Source organism: Rhodococcus yunnanensis NBRC 103083 (assembly GCF_001895005.1).
Classification (GTDB): Bacteria; Actinomycetota; Actinomycetes; order Mycobacteriales; family Mycobacteriaceae; genus Rhodococcoides; species Rhodococcoides yunnanense.
Genome location: NZ_BCXH01000017.1, coordinates 115,308 through 140,686, shown reverse-complemented (window position 1 = coordinate 140,686; position 25,379 = coordinate 115,308). Strand labels below are relative to the sequence as shown.

Here is a 25,379-nt window from a genome sequence, read left to right as displayed (position 1 = left end):
AGAGTGAGCGAGGGCGTCATTCAGTCACCCCGCAGTGAGCGAATGTCACATCCAGTCACCCCACAGTGAGCGAATGTCATAGTCGGTCACTCAGAGTGAGCGAATGTCACATCCGGTCACCCCACAGTGAGCGAATGTCACATCCAGTCACCCCACAGTGAGCGAATGTGACATTCGGTCACCCCAGCGGCGACCGGCGACCGACCGACACGACGAAGCTACCTGGCTACTGAATGTCGGTCGCTGACCGACTGGCCGTCACTCACCGACGACGATGTATCCCTCGGTGGTGAGAGTGTTCTCCGGTCCGAAGACCAGCTTGCCGTAAGAACCGGTGGCGGGTTCACCCGAGTCGCTGAAGTTCAGCGCGCCGGTGATGCCGTCGTAGTCGATGTCGGTTCCTGCCTGAACCAGCGGAAGGCACTGCGCGAAGGTCGTGCACTTCTCACCGTCCTTGGTGACGCTGTTGATGTTCGCTGCGATGTCGGTACCAGCTGTCGACTTGGCTTGCTCGGCAGCGAGCGCCGAGATGACGACTGCATCATAGGACTCACCGGCGTAGTTGTAGTCCACCAACGCGGGGTTGATGACCTTGAGGCGGTCCTGGAACTCCGTGCCGACGTCGGTGAGAGGCGTGGTGCCTTTCATCGTGTCCAGCAACGGCTTTGCGACCGACTCACCGAGGGCGTTGCCCATGTTGCCGTCGACGCCGTAGACCAGCGTGCCGTCGGACGGCCCGATGCCGACCTCGTGCATACGGGTGATGATTTTCGCCGACTCCTCGAAACCGATGATCGCCACTGCGTCGGGCGCGAAGGTCTTGACGTCGTCGACCTCGGCGTTGAACGACTGCGCATTGGGGTCGTAGATGATCTTCTGAATCTGATCGGACGGGATGCCCGCAGCTTCGAGATTCTCCACGGTGTTCGATGCGAGTCCGGTGCCGTACGGATCGTTCAGCGCGAGGATGGACACACGCTGGGCGCCGTCCTCCGCGATGAGCTGCGACAGAGCCTGTGCCTGCAGTACGTCGGTCGGTGCCGTACGGAAGTACTGGCCCTTGTCCGGGTAGCAGACGAACTGGTCTGAGGTGTTGGCAGGCGAGAACTGCACGACACCGGCGCTGGCGATCTTGTCGATGACCTTCAGCGACACCGACGACGATGCCGCGCCGACGATGACGTCTGCCCCGCCGGCAAGAAGGCGGTCCACAGTGACGGTCGCGGTGTCGGTGGTGGTATCGCCCGAGTCACCGGGGATCAGCTGAACCGGCTGACCGAGGACTCCTCCTGCGCTGTTGACGTCGTTCACCGCAAGCTGAACGCCTGCGACCTCGGGTGGGCCGAGGAATGCCAGCGTGCCTGTCTCGGGAAGCAGCGTTCCGACGACGAGTGGCGTCGTCACGGGAGTCGAGCCTGCGGCTGCCTGCTCCGGCGTGCAGTCGGTCGTCACGGTTGTTTCTTCTGCAGCCGAACTTCCACTGCCAGCGGAGTTGGAGCTCTCCCCCGAGCTCGAATCGTCGCTCGAGGAACAGCCGAACAGTGCCAGTGACGCAGCACTCAGCACCGCAGCCGTGCGGACATAGGTCCGTTTAGACATCTAGGGTCTCCTTGATCGATCTTCGATGAAGCGCACCTGAGTTATGTGCCTCATGTGTGGATCAGACGCTAGCTGTCCGAATCGATTTGCGATCAGTGAGAAGAAGCCTCGTGACCTGACTGTGACCTGAGCGGCGGAAGATTTACGTGGCCGTAGCGTGGGAGCCCGAAATCAGCCCTCGGCGGACTGATCGAGCGTCTCGATGATGACCAAGGCGACCGCCTTCATCGTCGTGCGACGGTCCATTGCTGCGCGCTGAATCCACTTGAACGCCTGCGGCTCTGTGAGCGACTGCGACTCCATGAGTTTGCCCTTCGCTCGCTCGATCAACTTGCGAGTTTCCAGCCGCTCCTGCAAGTCCGCGATCTCGTTTTCCAGGGTCGAGATCTCGGTGTACCGACTTGCAGCGAGTTCCACCGCAGGCATGAGATCCGCCTTCGAGAACGGCTTCACGAGGTACGCCATGGCACCGGCGTCACGCGCCTTCTCCACCAGTTCTCGCTGACTGAACGCGGTGAGGATCACCACCGGTGCGATTCGCCTCTCGGCGATCTCCGACGCAGCATCGATTCCGTCACGGCGCGGCATCTTCACGTCCATGATCACCAGATCGGGCCGCAGTTCGACGGCCAGATCCACGGCCTGCTGACCATCGGCAGCTTCCCCGACGACGTCGTAGCCTTCCTCGCGCAGCATCTCCACCAGGTCCAACCTGATCAGCGATTCGTCCTCGGCCACCACGACACGGAGGGCGGGCTTGCCGTCCTCTTGCTGGGCAGGAGCATTCATAGGTACCAGTCTCCTTCGAGAAGTCATCGACCAGCGGAAACTCTCGTGTGCCCACGGGCTCACGAGGACTCCGCCGGGTCGTGAGAGCATTTGAAGGGTACCGGTGGTTGACCTTCTCGGCGCATCTTCTAAAGTAGTGATCCGCAAGACAACGCAAGCCCTCGTATCCCAATTGGCAGAGGAAACGGATTCAAAACCCGTGCAGTGTGAGTTCGAGTCTCACCGAGGGCACCACGTTCGTCACTGAGTCACCATCTCACCGTGAGATCGAGCGGCCATGCAGGTTCCGGAGCGCTTCGGTGGTGGAAAGCGCTGGTAAACAACGATCCTGCCGGAAGCCTAGAGTGATGTGATGTACGTCCCCAGCAGTCGTCGATGCCACGAAACCGGCGCCGGCATCGTGTGTGCGCAGCGTGTCACCCACAGGTTCGGAGATGCAGATCTCTCGGACGTCGAGTGGGTCTACTACCAGTGCAGCGCGAACGACCAGCACGTCACCGGTTACGTCGATCGCCCGGTGACCGACTGACGTTCACCCCTGTCGGGTCTGTTCTCTGACCGCCGAACATCAAGGCCGCATGGATAATTCGACGCGTTTTCGGACACTTCCCGGCGGGACGCCTATCGTTCGTTTGAAGGCGCGAGCGAAGGCTGCCTCGGATTCGTAACCGCATCTCCTCGCGGACTCGGACACCGTCACGTCACCGGACCGCAGCATGTCGTGCGCGGTCTGCATTCGCCACCGCGCGAGGTAGCGCATGGGCGACTCTCCCACCATCGAGGTGAATCTCGCCGAGAACGCGGACCTCGACATCGACACTTCAGTCGCCAACGACGCCACGGTCCATTGCTTCTCCGGATCACTGTGTAGCAGAGCCAATGCCGGGCCGACGCCAGGATCCCGCAGGGCTCCTGGCCAACCACTCTCGGCAGCAGGATCGTGTTCGATCCATGACCGTAGGGCTTGGATGACGAGGATGTCCGACAGACGTGTGATGACTGCTTCCCCTCCTGGCCGAAGCGCGCTGGCCTCGTCCGCAACCAAGCCGAGGGTGCTGTGCATCCAGGACAGGTGCGGCGCAGGCGCTGATTCGACGACGATCAGCGGCGGCAGCGACCGGATCAGCTGCACAGCGGAAGGATGGTCGAGGCGGACGGCACCGCAGACCATCGTCGTCGAGACGCCGCCGCCTCCGTGCCTGATGACGGCATAACGGTCGCTGACGTAGTCGTGCGGAATGTCGTACACGATGGGTGCGTCGACGCTCGATTCCGCGTCACTGGACAGAGTGTGACCCAAACCGTGTGGCACCAAGGCGAATTCGCCAGGTACTAGAGATCGCGGTGGTGCACCGTCCACGGCGAGCCGACATCGACCGGTGGTGACGACGTGAAACCACAGACAGTCCTCCATCTGCGGCATCCCGAGCCCCCACGGCTCCGACAACTCCGACCTGCAATAGAAGGCCCCGGTCATACGGAGAAAGTGCAGCGCTTCCCCGAGGGGGTCGGGGGTCTTCCATGGGTCTTGCCCTCGCATCGGCTCATCGTATCGCTTCACTGGACGAACGAGCATGAAACTGCGACTCCGAGTCATGGAAAGTCCAGGTCACGGCCTGCGATGCTGGATGAAACGATTCGGAGAGGACACCACCATGATCGAACGCATCGCACCGGTAGCCACCACGATCGCCGCCGTGGGATGCGGCATCACCGCAGGAGTGCTGCTCGCGTTCTCGGTGAGCGTCATGCCCGCCCTTCGAACCCAGCCGCCGTCGTCGGCGATGTTTGCGATGCAGCAGATGAACATCGCGATCGTCTCACCTGTTTTTCTCACCGTGTTCGTCGGCAGCGCCGCGGCGGCGACGATCGCCGCAATCACGTCCGCGTTATCGGGAACGGGCGCACGGATGTTGATCGTCGCAGGCGCCGTTCTGTTCGTGATCGGCTGTTTCGTGGTCACGATGATGGTGAACGTGCCACTCAACGACGGGTTGGCAGCGGCCGACCCGAACTCTGTCGACGGAATCCGAACGTGGTCCGACTACGTCACCCGCTGGACTCGGTGGAATCACGCGCGGACCGCCGCCGCAATTGCTGCCTGCGCAGTCCTGACCGTCGCGTCGAGGCGCTAGACGTCCGAAGCGCTAGACGTCCTCTGCCGCGCGCAGATGCCGGGCGCGTATCTCTTCTTCGAAGCGTTCGATCAGGCGGTCCGCCTCGGCGAGGGATTCGCCACCGGCGCCCTCGTCCATCGATGCGTCACGGCCACGGCGAAGTGCGGCCAGTTCGGCGTCCAGCTCATGGTTGTCGAGTACTCGTGGATCCAACATGCATTCCATTGTCCGCCCTTCGGTGCCGGACTCGCCCGACATTCGGTCATGGCATTCTGAGCGAATGAACACCGTGCACAGTTTCCCGCCGATCATCGGTCCGTCGGCGCACACTCTGATTCTTGGTTCGATGCCTGGTGTCGCGTCGCTGGCGGCCGACGAGTACTACGCGCACCCACGAAATGCGTTCTGGCAGATCATGGGTGAGCTGTTCGACGCCGGACCGCACGTTGCCTACCCGGAACGCACGGCAACCCTGTCACGTCGCGGCATCGCCGTGTGGGATGTACTGAAACTGTGTACACGGCACGGAAGTCTCGATTCGGCAATCGACGAATCCTCCATCGTCCCCAACGACTTCGCGGGGTTGCTGCGCGAGAACCCGTCGATCGAGCGCGTCTTCTTCAACGGCGCGAAGGCCGAGAGCAGCTATGCACGCCACGTGGCTCCGCCGGAGCGGACGCTGGCGTTCGCACGGCTTCCCTCGACCAGCCCGGCGCATGCGTCGATGACGTTCGCCGACAAGCTCGCCGCGTGGAGCGTCGTCGCACACCACGGCTGAGCCCTCGACAGGAGAACTGCGCGTCCTATTCGGCCACTGCTTTTCTGGGGAAGTGCCGAATGAGGCCTTCCTGGACGACGGTTGCCAGCAGCAAACCATCCATCGAGAAGAACCGACCGGTTGCGAGTCCGCGCGAACCGGCGGCGACCGGTGACTCGGTGGCGTACAGGGCCCAGTCGTCGAACCGGAAGGGACGGTGGAACCAGATGGAGTGATTGACCGTCGCGGCCACGATGCGATCGAATCCCCACGACAGTCCGTGGGTGGTGATGATCGAGTCCAGAACCGTGGTGTCCGACGCGTATCCCATGGTGGCGGCGTGAAATATCGGGTCGTCGGGAAGGTCACCGTCGGCCTTCATCCAGACACGATTGTGGTTGAGCTTCTCCCCTGTGCCTTGAAGAATCCACGCCGGATCGTTCGCATACCGCATGTCGATCGGTTTGAGCGCCTCGAGAAACATCTGCAGGCGATCCTCGTACCCGACGAAATGGTCGCCCAACGGCGGCAGCGCGTCCGGATAGGGAACCTCGGGCAATTCGACGCTGTGCTCCAGCCCCTTGCCGAAATCCTGGAAAGCGGCGAGCATCACGAAGATCTCGTTGCCGTCCTGCAGCGCAGTCACCTGACGATTGGCGAACGCTCGACCGTCGCGATGCCGCGAGACGTGATACTCGATCGGCTTCTTGACGTCGCCTCCGCGAATGAAGTGCGCGTTGATGGCGTGTACGTCGCGTGAGGTCCCGCTGACGGTTCGGCCAGCGGCAATGAGCGCCTGGGCGACCAGTTGCCCCCCGAATGTCCGGCTGCCCACCTGCTGCGGGTGCACCCCTCGGTAGACGTCGTCACCGATCTCCTCGAGCTCGAGCAGCCCCAGGAGCGTCTCCAGATCCGTCTTACCGTTCGTCCCCATCGGCACTGTCACAGTGCCTCCCCCCGCATCGGCCACTTACCGGTCCTCTTCCCCAATTCGGTGCACGTGGATCAAGTTGGTCGAGCCTACTGTGCCGGGAGGGGCTCCGGCGACAATCACGACCTGATCGCCCTTGTTGTAGCGACCGAGTTCGAGAAGGGCCTTGTCGACTTCGAGCACCATCGCGTCCGTCGTGGCGACCTCCGGCACGAGGAACGTCTCCGTCCCCCAACTCAACGCGAGTTGCGAGCGAACCTCGGGAATGGAGGTGAAGGCAAGCAGCGGCAGTGACGTGTGCAGGCGAGCGAGGCGTCGCACCGTGTCACCGGACTGAGTGAAGGCCACGAGAGCCTTCGCGTCGAGCCGTTCACCGATGTCGCGGGCTGCGTACGAGATCACGCCGCGCTTGGTGCGCGGTACGTGCGTCAGCGGCGGAACACTGTCACCTTCGGTCTCGACGGTCTCGACGATCCGTGCCATCGTGCGCACGGTCTCCATCACGTACTTGCCGACCGAGGTCTCACCGGACAACATGACCGCGTCGGTGCCGTCGAGAACCGCGTTGGCGACGTCGGAAGCCTCGGCCCTGGTGGGGCGTGAGTTCTCGATCATCGATTCGAGCATCTGCGTCGCGACGATGACGGGTTTGGCGTTGGCGCGCGCGATCTGGATGGCGCGCTTCTGCACGAGCGGAACCTGTTCGAGCGGCAGCTCGACACCCAGGTCACCGCGGGCGACCATGACCGCGTCGAACGCAAGAACGATGGCTTCGAGGTTGTCCACTGCCTCGGGCTTCTCGAGCTTCGCGATGACGGGAACGCGACGACCCACTCGATCCATGATGGCGTGCACGAGCTCGACGTCGGCAGGCGAGCGCACGAACGACAGCGCGATGAAGTCGACACCGAGTGCGAGCGCGAACTCCAGATCGGCAATGTCCTTCTCCGACAAGGCCGGAACCGACACATCCATACCGGGCAGCGACACGCCCTTGTTGTTGCTGACCGGGCCACCTTCGGTGACACGACACAACACGTCGTTGCCCTCGACACCGGTGACGACGAGTCCTACCTTGCCGTCGTCGACGAGAAGACGATCGCCTTCCTTGGCGTCCTGCGCCAGTTCCTTGTACGTCGTCGAAACACGGTCGTGTGTGCCTTCGCACTCGTCGACCGTGATGCGCACCAATTCACCGGCGGCCCAGGTGGTCTTGCCCTCGGCGAAACGGCCGAGGCGAATCTTCGGGCCCTGGAGATCGGCGAGGATGCCCACCGCTTTGCCGGTGGCATTCGATGCTTCGCGGACCCATTCGTAGTTGGCCTGATGATCAGGGTGATCACCGTGGCTGAAATTCAGTCTGGCGACATCCATTCCACTCTCGACGAGTTCGCGGATTCGCTCACTGCTGGCGGTCGCAGGTCCAAGGGTGCAAACGATCTTCGTACGTCGGCTCACGACCACGAGCCTAGACGGTGATCGTCACCTTCTCCATGGCAGAGGGGTCCAACGGAATACTACCGATCAGTAGTATTCCGTTTCCACTGCTGAGAGCACCTGTATCGGTTCAGACCACCGCGAGCGGCAACGCCGTCGGGTGCACCGGCGACGGCAGTTCCGACCGGCCCGTCAGGTACGTGTCGACGCCGTGGGCGGCAGAGCGACCCTCGGCGATGGCCCAGACGACCAGAGAGGCTCCGCGATGGGCATCCCCGCACACGAACACACCGGGAGCCGTCGTCTGCCAGTCCGGCCCACAGGAGAGCGAACCGCGGCGGGTGAGGGACAACTCGTAGTCGTCGAGCAGGGGTCCATGCTCGACACCTTCGAATCCGATCGCGAACAACGCGAGATCACAAGGAACTTCGACCTCTTCACCGATGGGCGTGATGATCCGCCTGCCGTTCGAATCACGCTGCACCTCGACCTCCGCCAGAACCATTGCACGAACGTGGCCGTTGTCGTCGCCCAGAAAACGTTGCACCGCAACCTGATGGCGAACGACGCCGCCCTCGGCATGTGCCGGGGACGTCCGCAGCACCAGCGGCCACGACGGCCACGGGGACAACGTCTCGTCCCTGGACCCCGGCAAAGGCTGGTTGTAATCCAGCTGAGTCACCGATGCGGCACCCTGACGGTGTGCAGTTCCGAGGCAGTCCGCTCCGGTGTCGCCGCCGCCGATGATCACGACGTGCTTGTCCTTGGCGGAGATCGACGTCGGTCCGTCGCCCTCGCACTCCTTGTTCGACGGCACCAGATGCTCCATCGCAAGATGAATCCCGTCGAGTCCGCGACCCTCGACTTCGGTGTTGTCGCGCGCGCGAAGGGCTCCGACGGCCAACACCACCGCGTCGTACGTTCCCCGCAGCTGTTCGACGGTGAAGTCGATTCCGACCTCGCAGTCGGTGATGAAATGCGTTCCCTCGGCACGCATCTGCATCAGCCGCTGATCGAGGACGGACTTCTCGAGCTTGAACTCGGGGATGCCGTACCTGAGGAGACCGCCGAGTCGATCGTCGCGCTCGTACACCGTCACATCATGTCCGGCGCGTGTGAGCTGCTGCGCCGCGGCGAGGCCGGCAGGCCCGGATCCGACGACGGCAACGCGCTTGCCCGAACTGATGGTGGGCGGCTGAGGAACGATGCTGCCCTGTTCCCACGCCAGATCGGCGATCGTCTGTTCGACGCGCTTGATCGTGACACTGCCACCAGTGTCGCCTTCGGCGATCGACAGCACACATGCAGCCTCGCACGGCGCTGGGCAGACCCTGCCGGTGAACTCGGGGAAGTTGTTCGTCGCATGCAGGCGATCACTGGCGGCATCCCAGCGGTCTCGACGTACGAGATCGTTCCACTCGGGAATGAGGTTCCCCAACGGGCACCCCGCAGTCCCGGAGTGGCAGAACGGAATTCCGCAATCCATACAGCGACGAGCCTGGTCCGACACCTCCGCCGCTCGTTCGGCCGAAGGCTGATGGGAGTAGACCTCGTTCCAATCCTTGACACGCTCGCCGATGGGTCGCTTGACGGCTTCCCGCTTGACTACGTTCAGAAAACCTCTGGGATCAGCCACGTGCAGCCTCCATGATTGCAGAATCGACGTCGCGCCCCTCGGCCCGCGCCATCCGCGTCGCCTCCAGCACACGCTGATAGTCGACGGGCATGATTTTCGTGAACAACGCGGACCGCCGTGGCCAATCCGCGAGAAGTGATGCTGCGACGGTGGATCGGGTCCACTTCCGATGACTCTCCACCGTCTCGCGCAACCACGCCAGATCGTCGGGATCGGGCCTCTGCAACGAGACCATCGCCGTGTTCACGTTGCTCTCGTCGAGGCCGAGCACATAGGCGATGCCGCCCGACATTCCCGCGGCCATGTTGCGTCCCGTCGGACCGAGAACGACCACGCGGCCGCCGGTCATGTACTCGAACGCGTGGTCACCGACACCTTCGTTGACCGCGGTGGCACCGGAATTGCGCACCGCGAACCGCTCGCCGACGCGGCCGCGGAGGAAGACCTCCCCCGACGTGGCACCGTAGAGAATGGTGTTGCCTGCGATGACGTTGTCCTCGGGGACGAATTCGACGTCGCGCGCAGGGCGTACCACCACTCGCCCTCCCGAGAGCCCTTTGCCGACATAGTCGTTCGTGTCGCCGATCAGATCGATCGTGATGCCGGTCGGCAGGAATGCGCCGAGCGACTGCCCCGCCGATCCCGTCAGCTCCACCCGAATGGTGTCGTCCGGGAGGCCCTGCCCACCGAATCGGCGCGTCACCTCCGCACCGAGCAGTGTCCCCACCGTTCGGTTGACGTTACGCACCGGCAGTTCCAGCTTCAGCGGATGTGCGTCCTCGAGAGCGCCCTCCGCCAACTGGATCAGTGTGCGATCGAGCGCGAAGTCCAGCCCGTGATCCTGCCCGCGAAGGCGTCGACGCTGTGTCATCGGCGCGCCGTGCTGATCCGCCGGCATCGCGAAGATCGGCGACAGATCGAGCCCCTGACTCTTCCAGTGCGCAATCCCGGCCGCGGTCTCGAGCGAGTCCGCATGTCCGACAGCTTCGTCGATGCTACGGAATCCCAACTGTGCCAGATACTTTCGGACGTCCTCGGCAACGAACCGGAAGAAGTCCTCCAGGAACTCGGGTTTGCCGTTGAAGCGCTTACGCAACTCCGGATTCTGCGTCGCCACACCGACCGGGCACGTGTCCAGATGGCACACCCGCATCATGATGCACCCGGCGACGATCAGGGGCGCCGTGGAGAAGCCGAATTCCTCTGCCCCCAGCAACGCGGCAACGATGACGTCGCGGCCGGTACGAAGGCCTCCGTCGCACTGCACGGTGATGCGGTCACGAAGACCGTTGAGCACCAACGTCTGCTGCGCGTCCGCAAGGCCGATCTCCCACGGGGCACCTGCATGCTTGAGTGAGGTCAGAGGCGCCGCGCCGGTCCCGCCGTCGTAACCCGAGATGAGCACGACGTCCGCATGCGCCTTGCTCACACCGGTGGCCACCGTGCCGACACCGACCGAGCTGACCAGCTTGACGTGGACGCGCGCGTTCTCGTTGGCGTTCTTCAGGTCGTGGATCAGCTGCGCAAGATCCTCGATCGAGTAGATGTCGTGATGCGGAGGCGGCGAGATCAACCCGACACCGGGGGTCGAGTGGCGTGTCTTGGCAACCCACGGGTACACCTTGTATCCCGGAAGCTGGCCTCCCTCACCAGGTTTGGCCCCCTGCGCCATCTTGATCTGAATGTCGGTCGCGTTGACCAGATAGTCGCTGGTGACACCGAATCGGCCACTGGCGACCTGCTTGACGGCGCTGCGCCGAGCCGGGTCGTACAACCGATCAGTGTCCTCACCGCCCTCACCGGAATTGGACCGACCGCCGAGATTGTTCATCGCGACCGCCATCGTCTCGTGCGCCTCTGCCGAGATCGACCCGTAGCTCATCGCGCCGGTGTTGAACCGCGTCACGATCGATTCCACCGACTCGACCTCGTCGAGCGGAACAGGTTCGCGGAGGCCTTCTTTCAGCTCGAACAGTCCCCGCAGGGTGCCACCCTCACGGGAGAGTCGATCGACCTCGTTGCTGTATTTCTGGAAGACGTCGTACCGGCCGGTGCGGGTCGCATGCTGGAGCAGAAACACCGTTTCCGGGGTGAACAGATGCAGTTCGCCCTCACGACGGAACTGGTACTCACCACCGATCTCGAGGCGGCGGTGCACCCGGTCGGTCGGATTCTCCGGGTAGGCACGCCGATGCCGCAGCTTGACCTCTTCCGCCAGCACATCGAGTCCGACGCCGCCGAGTTTGCTGACGGTGCCCTTGAAGTACTCGCGCACCACTTCCCGATCGAGACCGATCGCCTCGAAAACCTGTGCGCCCGTGTAGGAACCGACCGTCGAGATGCCCATCTTGGACATGACCTTCAGTACACCCTTGCCGAGACCGTACAGGTAGTTGCGGACCGCGACGGAAGCCTCGACGCCCGTCAACTCGCCTTCACCGACGAGATCCTCGATCGACTCCATCGCGAGATACGGGTTGACCGCGGCCGCGCCGAAACCGATGAGCAACGCGAGGTGGTGCACTTCGCGTGCATCGCCCGACTCCACGACGAGGGCTACCTTGGTGCGCTCCTTGGTGCGAACCAGGTGGTGATGCACGGCAGCAGTGGCCAGAAGCGACGGGATCGGTGCATGGGTGTGGTCGGAGTCGCGGTCGGAGATGATGAGGGTACGGAAGCCCGACGCGATCGCCTCACTCGCCCGTCTACGCAGGTCCTCGATAGCCTCGGCGAGCCCCTCTCCCCCACGCTCGACCTCGTACAGTCCGCGCAGCACGGTGGCGGCGAGCCCGGGGTGGTCGCCGTCGTAGTTGATATGGATGATCTTGTTCAGCTCGTCGTTGTCCAGAACCGGCCACGGCAGCACGATCTGCCTGCACGACGCAGCAGTGGGCTCGAGCAGGTTCTGCTCCGGTCCCATGACGCGCGAGAGCGAAGTGACGATCTCTTCTCGTATCGAGTCGAGCGGCGGGTTGGTGACCTGGGCGAACAGTTCGATGAAGTAGTCGTAGAGCTGCCGCGACCGCTGCGACAGAACTGCCGGCGGGGTGTCGGTTCCCATGGAACCCAATGGCTCTCCGCCCGATGCTGCCATGGGCGTCAGAACGACGCGCAGGTCCTCCTCGGTGTAACCGAACGCGATCTGACGACGCACCACCGAGTCGTGGTTGTACTGGATGTGTGCCCGCTCCGGCAGGCTCTTGATCTCGAGCAATCCTGCGTGCAGCCACTCCCGGTACGGGTGCTCCTGCGCCAATCGACTCTTGATCTCGTCGTCGGGAACCAGTCTGCCTGCGGCGGTGTCGACGAGGAACATCTTGCCCGGCTCCAGACGGCCCTTGGCGACGACCTCGGACTGCGGAACCTCGAGAACTCCGGCTTCACTGGCGAGGATGACACGACCGTCGACGGTCTGCCACCACCGCCCTGGGCGCAGACCGTTTCGGTCCAGTACGGCGCCGACATAGGCACCGTCGGTGAAGGTGACACACGCAGGACCGTCCCACGGCTCCATGATCGACGCATGGAACTGATAGAACGCGCGGACGTCGGGATCCATGTTCTGGTGGTTCTCCCAGGGCTCGGGCACCATCATCATCACGACATGGGGAACGCTGCGTCCACCGAGGTGAAGCAGTTCGAGTACCTCGTCGAGCGACACCGAGTCCGAGCCGTCCGGATTGCAGATCGGGTAGAGCCGTTTCAGATCACCGGGAATGACGTCGCTGGCAAGCATCGCCTCTCGTGCGCGCATACGGTTGCGGTTGCCCATCACCGTGTTGATCTCGCCGTTGTGGGCCACGTACCTGTGTGGGTGCGCCAGCGGCCAGGACGGGAAGGTGTTGGTCGAGAACCGGCTGTGCACGATTGCGATAGCGCTCGCGCACAACGGATTACGCAGATCCGGGAAGAACAGGGGCAGCTGCATCGTGGTGAGCATGCCCTTGTACACGATGGTGCGGCTGGACAGCGACGGGAAGAACAAGCCTGTACCGGCCGCCTCGATCTCCGGCGTCACTCGTTCCGCACGCTTGCGCAACGCGTAGACCAGGCGATCGAGTTCGAGTCCACCCAGCCGTCGGCCGTCGAGCTCGGGCGCGGTGACGAAGAGGTACGACATGTACGGCATACAACCGAGAGCCGTCAGTCCGATGTCGGCACGATCGGGGTCGACGTCGACTTCACGCCAACCCAGGACGCGAAGACCTTCGTCCTCGGCAATTTCCTCGACGCGGTGTACTGCCGCCGCGCGTTCGCGGACACCCTGCGGCAGAAAACAGATTCCTGCGGCGTATGTGTTGCTGCCGTCACCCAGTGGTGCGGGTAGATCGAAATCCACGAGCGAACCGAGCAGCTCCACCGGAAGCTGCAACAAGATGCCCGCGCCGTCGCCACTGTTCGGTTCTGCGCCTGCAGCACCGCGGTGTTCCAGATTCTCCAGAGCAAGAACTCCGTCGGCGACGATGCTGTGCGACCGACGACCCGCGATATCGGCGATCATGGCGACGCCGCACGAGTCCTTCTCCTGAGCCGGGTCGTACAGCCCTTGCGCCGCCGGCAACTGTGAGAACAGCAATCGAAGTCACCTCCACGTCGGCCGGGGAGGCACCGTGGAGCGCAGTGCGCCGAATACGGCGCCGTGACTTCTCTCGGCAACTCCGCCAGCGATCAGCTCTCACGACAACCTTACGGTCGCCGAGAGGTCTTCATTCACCAAAACGGGGTCTACCGGGACAACTCTGGCCCGCGAAGGAATTCGGTCTCTAACCGAATGGTCGGAGCGTACCAGTAGCTATTGACAATCCAGGAATTGCGAAGGTCAACGGCTACCGGACGCAGCGACGCGATCAGTCGCGCAGCGGCCGACCGTGCTCGTCGCGCACACTTCCCGTCAGCATCATGATGCCGTCGATCAACGGCCAGATGCCACCGATTCCACACGTCAACCACGTGACAGCGATCTGCGCAACAGCAATTCCCGGCTGGTTCAGATAGAACCGGCCTGCACCGAACGCCCCGAGCAGGATCTCGAGCAGACCCGCCGTCAACTTCGACTTGTCCGACAACGGCTCACCCGTCATCGGGTGGCGGCCGTACGGAGCGCTCGGGTCGACACCGTAGCCACCCGGATAGCCGTATGCGGGCTGCGGAACATACCCCTGTGGGGCGCCGTATCCAGCCGCAGGCCCGGGATAACCCTGCTGCTGAGCAGTCGGATATCCGGGCGGCGGAGGGTATCCCTGACCGTAATTCGGCGGCTCCGGCTGCTGATAGGGCTCCGGCTGCTGATAATAGGGGTCCGGTGGCCCGTACACGGGTCCCCCGAACTCGGGGGCACCGAACTGCTGCGTACCGAACTGCTGCGTACCGAACTGCTGCGTACCGTAGCCACTTTCGTTCGGATCCGAGTGCCCTGGCCCGCTGGTCGGCTTGCCCAGATCGACGCCGGTCGACCCTGTATCCGCTGTCGACCCTGCATCCGGCGCGGACGCTGTGTCCGGTGTACTGGGTGGTGGATAACTCGGCACGTCACCCCAGCCAGGCCCGTTGCCCACTCCGGAATGGACGTCCCACCCAGGACCGGAACCAGATCCCGAGCCGGTCGCGCCCGTCACCGGTCCGTTCTCGGACGTGGCAGGAGGTTCGGACAGCGACGCTTCGGCGGTGGCGTCGTAGTCGAAGGGCGAGCCGAACTCTGGAGGGGACTCGATGCGCTCGGTCCTGTTGTCATCAGTGGACGCCGAGTCCTCGGAATTCTTGTCGGGATCGGTCACCGTGCACTCCTCGCTGAAGTCGGCAGCTGATGTGGAGAGTCTGCCACGTCGGGATCAGTTTCTGAGTTTGCGACCGTTGCCGTCCTTGGCGTTGCCGACGAGCATCACTATGCCGTCCACGACCACCCAGATGAAGAGACCGAACAACACGACGAGCCCGATTCCGACGAACGAGGTCAGCCAACCGACGATCAACAACAGCAATTGAGCCACCGCGACGCCGTTGCTACCGATGTAGAACCGACCCGCGCCGAAACCACCGAGGAAGATCTGGAGCAATCCCGCCGCAACTTTCGATTTGTCCGACAACGCATCGCCGGTGATCGGATCGCGCCCGAACGGCGCGTCCGACCCTGCACCGACTCCGTACGGCGCAGCGCCGTACATCGGCTGCGGCGGATACCCGTAACCAGACGGCTGCGGCGAGCCGTAACCCGGCTGCGCCTGATACCCGGGTCCGGGCTGGGTCGGATACCCGTATCCCGGCTGAGCCGAATACGGGTATCCGGGTTGCGGCGGGGGAAACTGCCCCTGCGGAACGACCGGGTACTGGCCTGAATTCTGCGGATAATTCTGGCCCGCGTAACCCTGGGTCGGATAGCCCTGGGTTGGATAGTTCTCTGTGGGCGACGGTGGTGGCGCGTCGTGCACCGGGTAGTTCTCGACAGGATGGTTCTCGGCGGGGCTGCTCGGCGCCGGGTAGCTCGGCGACTCACCCCAGCCAGGGCCGTTCCCGACGCCGGAGTAGGTGTCCCATCCCGGACCCGTCGTCGAGGTCGGTCCGTGTGACGGCCCTGCCTCGGTCGTGGCCGGCTGCTCGGACAACGACGCCTCTGCTGTTGCGTCGTAGTCGAACGACGGCCCGAAGTCCTTCGGTTCGCTTCCCTCGGACCTCTTCTCGAAATCAACCATCGGAGGACTCCTTCTTCGTCGCAGTCGAGGCGGTATCGGGCGAGGGCTCGCTATCTCCGCTTGCCTCGGCGTCAGTGTCGGCTCCGACTTCGGGCTCGTCGACGGCGGCGCTGTCACCGGGCTCATCGACCCTACTGTCCTTGGAGACGAGAGTCGACGGTTCCTCGCGTCCCTTCGTCGCCAGGACGACGTACAGCACGGCCAGCACGAAGACGATCCCCGAGGTGAAGGTGTTGACTCGAATTCCCGCGATGTGCGTTGCATAGTCGTCGCGCAGCAGTTCGACCCAGAACCTCCCCGCGCAGTATCCGGCCACGTACAACGCGAACAGTCGGCCGTGGCCGATGGCGAATCTCTTGTCCACGAGCACGAGTAGCGCGACCACGACGAGACTCCACAGCAACTCGTACAGGAATGTCGGATGAACGACCTTCTCCAGTACACCGGTGGACACTCCGGTCAGCGGATCGATACGACCATCCGCGTTCACGCGCTCGAAGATCTCGAGGCCCCACGGCCGTGTGGTCTCGCGGCCGTACAACTCCTGATTGAAGTAGTTGCCGATTCGGCCGATCGCCTGCGCGAGCAGAATCGGAGGCGCCACGGCATCGCCGAAGGCGGGCAACGGGATTCCTCGTCTGCGGCATCCGATCCAGGCGCCGACACCACCGAGAAGTACTGCGCCCCAGATTCCGAGGCCGCCCTCCCACACTTTCAGCGCCCTGACCGGGTCGCCTCCCGGACCGAAGTACGTACTCCAATCGGTAGCGACGTGATAGAGCCTGCCGCCCAGGAGACCGAAGGGGACAGCCCAGACCGCGACGTCGAGGACGGTGCCTTTGGTTCCGCCGCGCGCGACCCAGCGTCGGTCGCCCCACACCACGGCGATGACGATTCCGAGAATGATGAACAACGCGTAGGCCCGCAACGCGATCGGACCCAGATACCAGACGCCTTGCGGCGGACTGGGTATGTAAGCGAGTACAGCCGTCGACGACGCGATTCCAGAAGTCACGACGCCACGTTAGCCGAGCGGACGCCCTCGGCGAGTTCGGTCGTCAACGCTGCGACCGCATCCCGACCCTCGCCGACCGCGCTGACGAGCGCCGATCCCACGATCACTGCATCGGCGTACTGGGCGATCTCCGCTGCCTGAGCACCGGACCGGACTCCGAGACCGACACCGATCGGGATGTCGGAGTGCGCGCGAATGCGCTTGGTCAGTGCAGGTGCTGCCGACGACACTACGTCGCGAGCACCCGTCACACCCATCGTCGAGGCCGCGTAGACGAAACCGCTGCTCATGGCGACGGTGCTGGCCAGACGCTCCTCGGTGGACGAGGGCGCGACGAGAAAGATGCGGTCGAGATCATGTGCCTTCGACGCCTCGACCCACTCTCCTGCTTCGTCCGGGATCAGGTCGGGTGTGATGATGCCGAGGCCACCGGCGCTCGCGAGATCTCGCGCGAATGCGTCGATTCCGTACCGCAGCACCAGGTTCCAGTACGTCATGACGACCGCACTACCACCCGCCGCAGCGACCTTCTCGACGACCGTGAAGAGATCCTTCACCTTGAAGCCCGCTCGAAGTGCGGTGTCTGCAGCAGCCTGAATCGTCGGGCCGTCCATGACCGGGTCCGAGTACGGGACGCCGACCTCGACTATGTCGCATCCCGATGCGACCATCGTCTCGAATACCTCGATCGACCCCGCGACCGTCGGGAACCCGGCGGGCAGGTAGCCGACCAGTGCGGCGCGGTTCTCGCCTTTCGCTTTCGCGAAGGTGGCTGCGAGCCTCGAATGTCCCTCGGTCATGCCTGTTCACCTTTTTCGCCGTCTACGTGTGCTTCGCCGTCACCGTCGACCAGACCGAACCATTCGGCTGCGGTGTCGACGTCCTTGTCGCCGCGACCGGAGAGGTTCACGAGCACGATGGCTCCTTCCCCGAGCTCCTGGCCGAGGGTCAACGCGCCCGCCACGGCGTGCGCGGACTCGATCGCCGGGATGATTCCTTCGGTGCGACTGAGCAATCGGAATGCGTCCATCGCCTCGGTGTCGGTGATTCCGCGATACTCCGCGCGACCGATGTCGTTGAGGTAGGAATGCTCTGGCCCGACACCGGGATAGTCCAAACCTGCCGAGATGGAATGGGATTCGATCGTCTGGCCGTCCTCGTCCTGCAACAGGTACGAGTACGCGCCGTGCAATGCACCGGGCGAACCACCGCTGATGGTGGCTGCATGCCGACCGGTTTCGACGCCGTCTCCTGCTGCCTCGAACCCGACGAGGCGCACCGAGGGATCGTCGATGAACGCGTGGAAGATACCGATCGCGTTGGATCCGCCACCGACACACGCGGCGATGGCGTCGGGCAGCCGACCAGTGGAGGCCTGTACCTGCTCGCGCGCTTCGAGACCGATGATTCGTTGGAAATCGCGCACCATCAACGGGAAGGGGTGCGGCCCGGCGACGGTACCGAAGCAGTAGTAGGTGTCGTGTGCGTTGGTGACCCAATCGCGGAGCGCTTCGTTGATCGCGTCCTTGAGTGTGCGGGAACCGGACTTGACCGCGACGACGCTCGAGCCGAGCAACCGCATCCGGGCGACGTTGAGAGCCTGCCGTTCGGTGTCGACCTCGCCCATGTAGACGACACAATCCAACCCGAGAAGTGCGCACGCCGTGGCGGTAGCGACACCGTGCTGTCCTGCGCCGGTCTCGGCGATGATGCGCGTTTTGCCCATCCGCTTGGCGAGCAGAACCTGACCGAGCACATTGTTGATCTTGTGAGAACCCGTGTGGTTGAGGTCTTCTCGCTTGAGAAGTATCCGAGCGCCACCCGCGTGCTCCGACAGGCGCGTTGCCTCGAACACCGGGGACGGACGTCCGGTGTAGTCGCGCTGCAAGCGATCGAGCTCGTTGAGGAACGTACTGTCGCTGCGCACTTTGTCGTATTCGGCGGTGACTTCCTCGATGACACCCATCAGTGCCTCGGGCACGAACCGTCCACCGTAGACACCGAAGTGTCCGCCGACATCAGGATCATGTTGGCTGCGGTCGGTCAGCCCCAGACTGCTCTGAGGTAGATCGCCGCCTTTGAAACGGGGACTATGAAGGTTGCTGCTCACCCGTCCAGTCTGCCCCAGCCGTCACTGCGCCCGGCGGTCGGGTGTGCCTCGTTTCAGCGTGCGGGCTTGGGGCAGGACGGGTGCGTTCCGGCAGTGACCAGATCGGACACCGCTGTACGTGGGTCACCACTGGTGACCAGCCCTTCACCGACGAGAACCGCGTCGGCGCCAGCACCTGCGTAGGCAAGAAGATCCGCCGTGCCACGGACTCCTGACTCGGCGACGCGAATGACCTCGCTCGGCAGTCCTGGCGCGATGCGACCGAAGCTGTCCCTGTCGATCTCCAGCGTCTTCAGGTCACGCGCATTGATGCCGATGACCCGTGCGCCGGCTTCCAGTGCCCGGTCCGCTTCTGCTTCGGTGTGCACCTCGACGAGAGCGGTCATTCCCAACGACTCGGTACGGTCGAGAAGCGATGCGAGAGCGTGCTGTTCGAGCGCCGCGACGATCAGCAGAATGACATCGGCGCCGTGCGCACGCGCTTCGTGAATCTGATACGGACCGACGATGAAGTCCTTACGCAACACAGGAATGCTGACGGCTTTGCGCACTGCGTCGAGATCGGCGAGCGAGCCGTTGAACCGGCGTTCCTCGGTGAGAACGCTGATGATCCGCGCGCCACCCTGCTCGTAGGCCTGCGCGAGAACGGCGGGGTCACCGATATCGGCGAGTGCGCCCTTCGACGGACTCGCGCGCTTGACCTCGGCAATGACACCGATACCTGCCTCGAGCAACGAGGCGTTCGCATCCAGTGCCGCTGGCGCTTTCGCCGCGGCTGCTTTGACGGACGCGAAATCGACAATCGATTCTCGCGCTGCGACATCGGCTCGCACACCGTCCAGAATCGAATCGAGAACAGTCATGGTGACCCGAGTCCTTTCCCATCGGTGACCTGATGTGAGGAAGCTCATCGAGGTCGTCCCTAGCGTAGAGGGCGCTTTCAGTGATCGTTTCTCGGGGTGCCGGACCGATCCGTCGGATCCTCCCCCGCGTCGAGCGCGTCCCACAACATGCGCTCGGTCAAGTCCTCCCCCTCACCGTTCGCCTCGGCGCGTTCCGACGCCGTTCTCGTCCGCTCGGCCACTTCGTCTCGACGAACGGCTGGAGCGTCGTATTTCGATGACAATACCTTCCGCGCAGTCGGTTTCCGCAACAACACGACTGCGGCGCCGAGGGCGCACAGCGCTCCTACCAACGCGATCACTGCCGGCAGTGCGAAGGCCTGCGTCGACGTCACCTCGGCCCGGGTCGGCAGCTCGGCGACACTGGCCGCCTTGACCGAGGACACGTCCCCGAAAAGAGAATCCACGGCAGGCACGGCCGCGCCGACGGCCACGAGCGCGACGAGCAGCGCCAATGCTCGCGACGCCCATCCCTTCACCGCGAACGACGCAGCAACCGCGGCGAGGAGGGCCAGAGCCAAGGGCGTGGACGCGGCCGCCCACGAACTGCCCAGCAGATCCTGTGACCGTTCCTCCCCCAACCCGTCGAACGAGGACACAGTCACCCATGTCATCCGGGAACTGCCCCACAGGCATGCAGCACCGACGAGGAGCAGCAGCACCGACACGGCCGTTGCGCGGGATCCGCTCCGGCGAGCAGTCGAAGTATCGGAACTCACGAGTGTTTCTCACCCACTGTGCGCAAGGTCTGGGCGGCAGCGACCGCACCGAGGACTGCCATCGCCTTGTTCTTGGCCTCGGTGTCCTCGTACTCGGCGACCGAGTCCGCGACGACTCCGGCCCCGGCCTGCACGTACGCGGTTCCGTCCTTCATCAGCGCCGTACGGATGGCGATCGCGGTGTCGGCATCACCGGAGAAGTCCAGATACCCGACTATGCCGCCGTAGATGCCGCGCCGGGTCGGCTCCAGCTCGTCGATGAGTTCCATTGCGCGCACCTTCGGCGCCCCGGACAACGTGCCTGCAGGAAAACATGCCTTGACCGCGTCCAACGCCTGCCTGCCGTCCGCCAGACGACCGGTGACGGTCGACACGAGATGCATGACGTGGCTGTATCGCTCGATGTGGCGGTAATCGCTGACACGAACGGTCCCCGGCGTGCAGACACGTCCCAGGTCGTTGCGGCCGAGGTCGACCAGCATCAAGTGCTCGGCGTTCTCCTTCTCGTCGGCCAGCAGGTCCTTCTCGAGTAGTACGTCCTCCTCCTCGGAGGTCCCTCGCCACCGTGTTCCCGCTATGGGATGCGTCGTCGCGACGCCGTCGACGACCGTGACGAGCGCTTCCGGGCTCGAACCGACGATGGAGAAAGCGGTGTCGCCATCGGGACCCGGCACGTGCAGCAGATACATGTACGGGCTCGGATTCGACGCCCGAAGCATGCGATAGACATCGATCGGGGATGCGTCCGTATCCATCTCGAAGCGTTGTGAGAGCACCACCTGGAACGCCTCGCCTGCTTCGATCTCTTCGACGAGACGGTGAACGTCCTTGCCGAACCCCTCGGACGTGCGTTGGCGTCGGTAGTCGGGCGTCGGACGCGACATCGTGGACACCGTCGAGGGTGCCGGTGCAGCCAGATCGGCGCACATCCGGTCGAGGCGACGGACAGCGTCGTCGTATGCCTCGTCGACTCGGTCGTCCGTGCCGTCCCAGTTGACGGCGTTGGCGATCAGCGTGATTGCGCCTTCGTGGTGATCGACTGCGGCGAGATCGGTGGCCAGCAACATGAGCATCTCGGGCACGTGCAGGTCGTCTTCGGCGTGCTCGGGCAGGCGTTCGATGCGGCGTACGGCGTCGTAGCCGAGATATCCCACCATTCCGCCGGTCAGCGGCGGTAAGCCGGGCAGCCGCTCGGATCGAAGGAGTTCGAGTGTCCGGCCCAGCACGTCGAGCGGATCACCACCCGTCGGAACCCCGGCAGGCACGTTGCCACGCCACACGGCCTCGCCGTCCTCGACCGTCAACGCGGCGGGGGTACCTGCACCGATGAACGACCAACGCGACCACGACCGTCCGTTCTCGGCCGACTCGAGCAGAAATGTGCCGGGCCGATCGCCACCGAGCTTGCGGTAGGCCGACAGTGGCGTCTCGGAATCGGCGAGAACCTTCCGGACGACGGGGACGACGCGGTGCTCCGCGGCGAGCGCCCGGAACACCGCACGACTCGTCGTCGAGGAGGAATCGGCTCCGGTCGCTGCACCGGGAAGTGTGGTGGTCTCGCCATGCATGAGCCCATCATCCCAGGTGCTTCACTTGACTCGACTCGCGCGGTAGCCTGCCACACATGAAACCAGGTGAGAGCGTTCCAAACTTCACGCTTCCCGATCAAACCGGTACCCCGAGGTCGCTCGACGAGCTACTCGGAGCCGGTCCCGTCGTCCTGTTCTTCTACCCTGCGGCATTCACCCCTGGATGCACCGCTCAGGCATGTCACTTCCGCGATCTGGCCGCCGAATTCGCCGAAGCAGGCGCATCTCGGGTGGGCATCAGCCCCGACGGGGTCACCAAGCAATCCGAATTCGCGGCAGACAAGGGGTTCGACTATCCCCTGCTGTCGGACGAGGACGGGACGGTGGCGACACTGTTCGGCGTCAAGCGGGGCCTGCTCGGCAAACTGTCCCCGGTCAAGCGATCGACGTTCGTCATCGACACGGACCGAACCGTCCTCGAATCCTTCGCCAGCGAGATTCGGATGGAGGCCCACGCCGACCACGCCCTGGAATTCCTTCGGAGTCGGTCCACTCGCTGAACCTTTGCGCGTGGTGTGTGGATCAACCTTCCATCGGGTGAAACACTGTGTTGAGCGCAACCAACTGTGTGCGCTCGATCAGGAAGGCTCTTCGCGATGGACAGGTCGATGGACGAGACGGCCGAACTCGTCGAAACTCGGTGGCTCACCGACGACGAGCAGACAGCATGGCGATCGTTGGTCGCCATCGTCACCAGGCTGCCCGCCGCGCTCGACGCACAACTCCAACGCGACTCCGGACTGACGCATTTCGACTACTTCGTGCTGTCGGTGCTCTCCGAGCACCCGGATCGACGCATCCAACTGCGTGATCTGGCAAAGTTCGCGAACGCCTCGCTCTCGCGCCTGTCCCACGTGGTCACCAAACTGGAGAATGCCGGTTGGGTGCGGCGCGAGAGCATCGAAGGCAGCCGCGGATCGTACGCCGTGCTGACCGACGCCGGAATGGACAAGGTCGTCGAGGCCGCGCCAGGGCACGTCACCACCGTGCAAGCACTGTTGTTCGAAGGGCTCGGTCCGGAGCAGGTCAGCCGACTGGCCACGCTCGGCTCCACCATGCTCGAACAACTCGACAAAGGCATCGCCGAGGGAACAGGCAAAGCCTGAACGGCCGTCAGTTCAGCAGGACGTCCGCATCGAAGCACGTGTGGGTGCCCGTGTGGCAGGCAGCACCGACCTGATCGACGACGAGCAGGACGGTGTCGCCGTCGCAGTCCAGACGCACCTCGTGCACGTACTGGGTGTGCCCGGAGGTCTCTCCCTTGACCCAGTACTGCTGACGCGAGCGCGAGTAGTAGGTCCCCTGCCGGGTTTCGAGCGTGCGCGCGAGTGCTTCGTCGTCCATCCAGGCCACCATGAGCACGTTTCCGGTGCTCCGTTCCTGCGCAACGGCACTGAACAATCCCGCTTCGTTTCTCTTCAGGCGCGCAGCGATCGCCGGGTCGAGGCTCATGGTCTCCGTTATACCTTCCGTGTTCGTGCGAAGACAGTCAGCGAACGACGATGCCGTCGGCGCGCATCGCGTCCTTGACCTGCGCGATGGTCAGATCGCCGAAGTGGAAGACGCTCGCCGCGAGCACGGCGTCCGCACCCGCGGTGACCGCAGGAGGGAAGTGGTCGACGGTACCGGCCCCGCCACTCGCGATGACCGGAACGTGGACGGCAGCTCGAACCGCGGCGATCATCGGCAAGTCGAATCCCGCTTTGGTGCCGTCGGCGTCCATCGAGTTCAACAGGATCTCGCCGACGCCGAGTTCGGCTCCGCGCGTGGCCCATTCGACTGCGTCGATCCCGGTTCCGCGCTTGCCGCCGTGCGTGGTGACCTCCCAACCGGACGCCGTGTCCGGCTGACCGTCCGGCACGGTGCGCGCGTCGACGGACAGCACGATGCATTGCGAGCCGAAGCGCTCACTCAGTTCACGAAGGAGGTCGGGACGGGCGATGGCGGCGGTGTTGACGCTCACCTTGTCCGCGCCCGCGCGCAGCAGACGATCGACGTCGGCTACCGTGCGAACTCCCCCGCCGACTGTCAACGGGATGAACACCTGTTCTGCGGTTCTGCTGACGACGTCGAGCATGGTGCCTCGGTCCGAAGTCGACGCGGTGACGTCGAGGAAGGTCAACTCGTCGGCACCCTGCGCATCGTACGCAGCGGCCAGTTCGACGGGATCGCCTGCGTCACGCAGGTTCTCGAAGTTGACGCCTTTGACAACACGTCCTGCATCCACGTCGAGGCAGGGAATCACACGTACTGCAACGGTCATCGAACTCGTCCTTCCAGAAAATCTGCGGGATCGCCGAGCGAGCTGATCACCTTCGACAATTCCTCGTGCGCGCCGGGTGATGCGGCCAGCACCGAGCCGGAATCGATGGTCCATGGATCACCTGCGAGGTCGGTGACGACACCACCCGCGGCCTGCACCATCAATGCACCGGCGGCGTTGTCCCACGCGCGATGTCCGAACACGACACAGCCGCCGAGTACACCGCTGGCCGTGTATGCCAGATCCACCCCGGTGGCCCCGTGCATGCGCAGCCTCGACGACACCCGCGACAGTTCTTCGAGAATCCGAACGCGGTACGACCCCGGTATGCGTCCACGGCTGGCGGTATTGAACGCACCGAAACCGATCATCGAATCCGACAGCGCTCGGTGCTCCAGCCTCGGCAACTCTTCACCGTCGAGACAGAGCGGTCCACCGACCACTGCGGTGAAGCGTTGCCGCACCAGCGGCAGCCACGTCAGCGCGAGCACAGGGACGCCATTGTCCAGAAGCGACAGCAAGGTTCCCGCCGACGGAAGGCCTGCCGAATAGTTGAAGGTGCCGTCTATCGGGTCGAGTACCCACACGGCTCCCTCGTGTAGATCGGGACCGCCGAACTCCTCGCCGTGCACCGGAATCCCGGTCCGATCCAACAGTTCCGAAGTCAATCGACGCTCGAGTTCGAGGTCGACCGCGGTGGCGAAATCGTCCGGCCCCTTCTGAACGGCACTCGGCGCACCGACACCGGCCACGAACCGGTCATGAATGCCGTCGAGCAACTCACTCGCAATACTCAACAACCGTTTCGGATCCTCCGGCAGGCTCACGG

General features: G+C 64.0%; 24 protein-coding genes and 1 tRNA gene. 6 read left to right on the top strand and 19 right to left on the bottom strand.

Going from position 1 to position 25,379, the window contains the following annotated elements; all coding sequences use genetic code 11:
* Positions 1-258: 258 nt before the first annotated feature.
* Positions 259-1,599 carry an ABC transporter substrate-binding protein gene (locus RY1_RS23245; protein ID WP_072806407.1) on the bottom strand — a complete coding sequence of 447 codons (1,341 nt, stop codon included), beginning with the start codon at positions 1,597-1,599 and terminating at the stop codon, positions 259-261.
* A 171-nt stretch (positions 1,600-1,770) separates the two neighbouring features.
* Positions 1,771-2,388, bottom strand: a complete 618-nt coding sequence (locus RY1_RS23240; protein WP_072806406.1) for an ANTAR domain-containing response regulator — start codon at positions 2,386-2,388, stop codon at positions 1,771-1,773.
* A gap of 157 nt (positions 2,389-2,545) precedes the next feature.
* Here RY1_RS23240 and RY1_RS23235 point away from each other — a divergent pair.
* Positions 2,546-2,622 (top strand) — tRNA-Leu (locus RY1_RS23235).
* A 118-nt stretch (positions 2,623-2,740) separates the two neighbouring features.
* Positions 2,741-2,917 carry a hypothetical protein gene (locus tag RY1_RS30225; RefSeq protein WP_169914807.1) on the top strand — a complete coding sequence of 59 codons (177 nt, stop codon included), beginning with the start codon at positions 2,741-2,743 and terminating at the stop codon, positions 2,915-2,917.
* A 39-nt stretch (positions 2,918-2,956) separates the two neighbouring features.
* On the opposite strand, the gene RY1_RS23230 is transcribed toward RY1_RS30225, so the two are convergent.
* On the bottom strand, positions 2,957-3,928 hold the full coding sequence (locus tag RY1_RS23230; RefSeq protein ID WP_072806431.1) for an AraC family transcriptional regulator: 972 nt from the start codon (positions 3,926-3,928) through the stop codon (positions 2,957-2,959).
* Positions 3,929-4,043: 115 nt separating this feature from the next.
* Here RY1_RS23230 and RY1_RS23225 point away from each other — a divergent pair, with 115 nt between their 5' ends.
* Positions 4,044-4,523 (top strand): anthrone oxygenase family protein, encoded by a 480-nt coding sequence (locus tag RY1_RS23225; protein ID WP_072806432.1) that lies wholly within the window; start codon positions 4,044-4,046, stop codon positions 4,521-4,523.
* Between the two features lie 12 nt (positions 4,524-4,535).
* Here RY1_RS23225 and RY1_RS29825 read toward each other — a convergent pair whose 3' ends face one another.
* Positions 4,536-4,721: a hypothetical protein gene (locus tag RY1_RS29825; protein ID WP_139279959.1), complete on the bottom strand. Its 186-nt coding sequence runs from the start codon at positions 4,719-4,721 to the stop codon at positions 4,536-4,538.
* Positions 4,722-4,785: 64 nt separating this feature from the next.
* Here RY1_RS29825 and RY1_RS23215 point away from each other — a divergent pair, with 64 nt between their 5' ends.
* Complete coding sequence (locus RY1_RS23215) at positions 4,786-5,283, top strand: DNA-deoxyinosine glycosylase (RefSeq protein WP_072806404.1); 498 nt, start codon at positions 4,786-4,788, stop codon at positions 5,281-5,283.
* A gap of 25 nt (positions 5,284-5,308) precedes the next feature.
* Here RY1_RS23215 and RY1_RS23210 read toward each other — a convergent pair whose 3' ends face one another.
* From RY1_RS23210 to RY1_RS23155, 12 genes are all read right to left on the bottom strand, one after another.
* The gene (locus tag RY1_RS23210; RefSeq protein WP_072806430.1) at positions 5,309-6,196 is read right to left on the bottom strand and encodes an acyl-CoA thioesterase; all 888 of its coding nucleotides are present in this window, start codon (positions 6,194-6,196) and stop codon (positions 5,309-5,311) included.
* Positions 6,197-6,232: 36 nt separating this feature from the next.
* Positions 6,233-7,651, bottom strand: coding sequence for a pyruvate kinase (gene pyk, locus RY1_RS23205; protein ID WP_072806429.1), 1,419 nt, complete (start codon positions 7,649-7,651; stop codon positions 6,233-6,235).
* Positions 7,652-7,760: 109 nt separating this feature from the next.
* A complete protein-coding gene (locus RY1_RS23200) occupies positions 7,761-9,266 on the bottom strand; it encodes a glutamate synthase subunit beta (RefSeq protein ID WP_072806403.1) in 1,506 nt (501 codons plus the stop codon).
* Positions 9,259-13,842: a glutamate synthase large subunit gene (gene gltB / locus RY1_RS23195; protein ID WP_072806402.1), complete on the bottom strand. Its 4,584-nt coding sequence runs from the start codon at positions 13,840-13,842 to the stop codon at positions 9,259-9,261. The genes RY1_RS23200 and gltB overlap by 8 nt, the downstream gene beginning before the upstream one ends.
* Before the next feature lie 271 nt (positions 13,843-14,113).
* Positions 14,114-15,040, bottom strand: a complete 927-nt coding sequence (locus RY1_RS23190; protein ID WP_072806401.1) for a TM2 domain-containing protein — start codon at positions 15,038-15,040, stop codon at positions 14,114-14,116.
* A 54-nt stretch (positions 15,041-15,094) separates the two neighbouring features.
* Positions 15,095-15,952 (bottom strand): TM2 domain-containing protein, encoded by an 858-nt coding sequence (locus RY1_RS23185; RefSeq protein ID WP_072806400.1) that lies wholly within the window; start codon positions 15,950-15,952, stop codon positions 15,095-15,097.
* Positions 15,945-16,955, bottom strand: coding sequence for a prolipoprotein diacylglyceryl transferase (gene lgt / locus RY1_RS23180; protein ID WP_072806428.1), 1,011 nt, complete (start codon positions 16,953-16,955; stop codon positions 15,945-15,947). The genes RY1_RS23185 and lgt overlap by 8 nt, the downstream gene beginning before the upstream one ends.
* A gap of 8 nt (positions 16,956-16,963) precedes the next feature.
* The gene (gene trpA, locus RY1_RS23175; protein ID WP_072806399.1) at positions 16,964-17,767 is read right to left on the bottom strand and encodes a tryptophan synthase subunit alpha; all 804 of its coding nucleotides are present in this window, start codon (positions 17,765-17,767) and stop codon (positions 16,964-16,966) included.
* Entirely contained in the window at positions 17,764-19,077 is a 1,314-nt protein-coding gene (gene trpB / locus RY1_RS23170; RefSeq protein WP_072806398.1) for a tryptophan synthase subunit beta, read from the bottom strand. The genes trpA and trpB overlap by 4 nt, the downstream gene beginning before the upstream one ends.
* 53 nt (positions 19,078-19,130) lie before the next feature.
* Positions 19,131-19,940, bottom strand: a complete 810-nt coding sequence (gene trpC / locus RY1_RS23165) for an indole-3-glycerol phosphate synthase TrpC (RefSeq protein ID WP_072806397.1) — start codon at positions 19,938-19,940, stop codon at positions 19,131-19,133.
* A gap of 77 nt (positions 19,941-20,017) precedes the next feature.
* The gene (locus RY1_RS23160; RefSeq protein ID WP_072806396.1) at positions 20,018-20,698 is read right to left on the bottom strand and encodes a TIGR02234 family membrane protein; all 681 of its coding nucleotides are present in this window, start codon (positions 20,696-20,698) and stop codon (positions 20,018-20,020) included.
* Positions 20,695-22,266 carry an anthranilate synthase component I gene (locus RY1_RS23155; RefSeq protein ID WP_072806395.1) on the bottom strand — a complete coding sequence of 524 codons (1,572 nt, stop codon included), beginning with the start codon at positions 22,264-22,266 and terminating at the stop codon, positions 20,695-20,697. Before RY1_RS23155 ends, RY1_RS23160 begins: the two co-directional genes overlap by 4 nt.
* Before the next feature lie 56 nt (positions 22,267-22,322).
* On the opposite strand from RY1_RS23155, the gene RY1_RS23150 reads away from it, so the two are divergent.
* Both RY1_RS23150 and RY1_RS23145 read left to right on the top strand, forming a co-directional pair.
* Positions 22,323-22,787 carry a peroxiredoxin gene (locus tag RY1_RS23150; RefSeq protein ID WP_072806394.1) on the top strand — a complete coding sequence of 155 codons (465 nt, stop codon included), beginning with the start codon at positions 22,323-22,325 and terminating at the stop codon, positions 22,785-22,787.
* 96 nt (positions 22,788-22,883) lie between these two features.
* The gene (locus tag RY1_RS23145) at positions 22,884-23,393 is read left to right on the top strand and encodes a MarR family winged helix-turn-helix transcriptional regulator (RefSeq protein ID WP_371829502.1); all 510 of its coding nucleotides are present in this window, start codon (positions 22,884-22,886) and stop codon (positions 23,391-23,393) included.
* A 7-nt stretch (positions 23,394-23,400) separates the two neighbouring features.
* Here the strand turns inward: RY1_RS23145 and hisI are convergent, their stop codons facing one another.
* From hisI to RY1_RS23130, 3 genes are read right to left on the bottom strand one after another with little or no spacing between them, the layout of a single operon-like run.
* Positions 23,401-23,739, bottom strand: coding sequence for a phosphoribosyl-AMP cyclohydrolase (gene hisI / locus RY1_RS23140; RefSeq protein ID WP_072806393.1), 339 nt, complete (start codon positions 23,737-23,739; stop codon positions 23,401-23,403).
* A 37-nt stretch (positions 23,740-23,776) separates the two neighbouring features.
* Entirely contained in the window at positions 23,777-24,550 is a 774-nt protein-coding gene (gene hisF / locus RY1_RS23135; protein ID WP_072806392.1) for an imidazole glycerol phosphate synthase subunit HisF, read from the bottom strand.
* Positions 24,547-25,377 (bottom strand): inositol monophosphatase family protein, encoded by an 831-nt coding sequence (locus RY1_RS23130; protein ID WP_072806391.1) that lies wholly within the window; start codon positions 25,375-25,377, stop codon positions 24,547-24,549. Before RY1_RS23130 ends, hisF begins: the two co-directional genes overlap by 4 nt.
* Positions 25,378-25,379: the final 2 nt, after the last annotated feature.

Excerpts from the sequence above, each read along its gene's own strand:
- RY1_RS23245 (WP_072806407.1), bottom strand. The coding sequence starts at position 1,599 with ATGTCTAAACGGACCTATGTCCGCACGGCTGCGGTGCTGAGTGCTGCG.
- RY1_RS23240 (WP_072806406.1), bottom strand. The coding sequence starts at position 2,388 with ATGAATGCTCCTGCCCAGCAAGAGGACGGCAAGCCCGCCCTCCGTGTC.
- RY1_RS30225 (WP_169914807.1), top strand. The coding sequence starts at position 2,741 with ATGTACGTCCCCAGCAGTCGTCGATGCCACGAAACCGGCGCCGGCATC.
- RY1_RS23230 (WP_072806431.1), bottom strand. The coding sequence starts at position 3,928 with ATGCGAGGGCAAGACCCATGGAAGACCCCCGACCCCCTCGGGGAAGCG.
- RY1_RS23225 (WP_072806432.1), top strand. The coding sequence starts at position 4,044 with ATGATCGAACGCATCGCACCGGTAGCCACCACGATCGCCGCCGTGGGA.
- RY1_RS29825 (WP_139279959.1), bottom strand. The coding sequence starts at position 4,721 with ATGTTGGATCCACGAGTACTCGACAACCATGAGCTGGACGCCGAACTG.
- RY1_RS23215 (WP_072806404.1), top strand. The coding sequence starts at position 4,786 with ATGAACACCGTGCACAGTTTCCCGCCGATCATCGGTCCGTCGGCGCAC.
- RY1_RS23210 (WP_072806430.1), bottom strand. The coding sequence starts at position 6,196 with ATGGGGACGAACGGTAAGACGGATCTGGAGACGCTCCTGGGGCTGCTC.
- RY1_RS23185 (WP_072806400.1), bottom strand. The coding sequence starts at position 15,952 with ATGGTTGATTTCGAGAAGAGGTCCGAGGGAAGCGAACCGAAGGACTTC.
- trpA (WP_072806399.1), bottom strand. The coding sequence starts at position 17,767 with ATGACCGAGGGACATTCGAGGCTCGCAGCCACCTTCGCGAAAGCGAAA.
- trpC (WP_072806397.1), bottom strand. The coding sequence starts at position 19,940 with ATGACTGTTCTCGATTCGATTCTGGACGGTGTGCGAGCCGATGTCGCA.
- RY1_RS23155 (WP_072806395.1), bottom strand. The coding sequence starts at position 22,266 with ATGCATGGCGAGACCACCACACTTCCCGGTGCAGCGACCGGAGCCGAT.
- RY1_RS23150 (WP_072806394.1), top strand. The coding sequence starts at position 22,323 with ATGAAACCAGGTGAGAGCGTTCCAAACTTCACGCTTCCCGATCAAACC.
- RY1_RS23145 (WP_371829502.1), top strand. The coding sequence starts at position 22,884 with ATGGACAGGTCGATGGACGAGACGGCCGAACTCGTCGAAACTCGGTGG.
- hisI (WP_072806393.1), bottom strand. The coding sequence starts at position 23,739 with ATGAGCCTCGACCCGGCGATCGCTGCGCGCCTGAAGAGAAACGAAGCG.
- hisF (WP_072806392.1), bottom strand. The coding sequence starts at position 24,550 with ATGACCGTTGCAGTACGTGTGATTCCCTGCCTCGACGTGGATGCAGGA.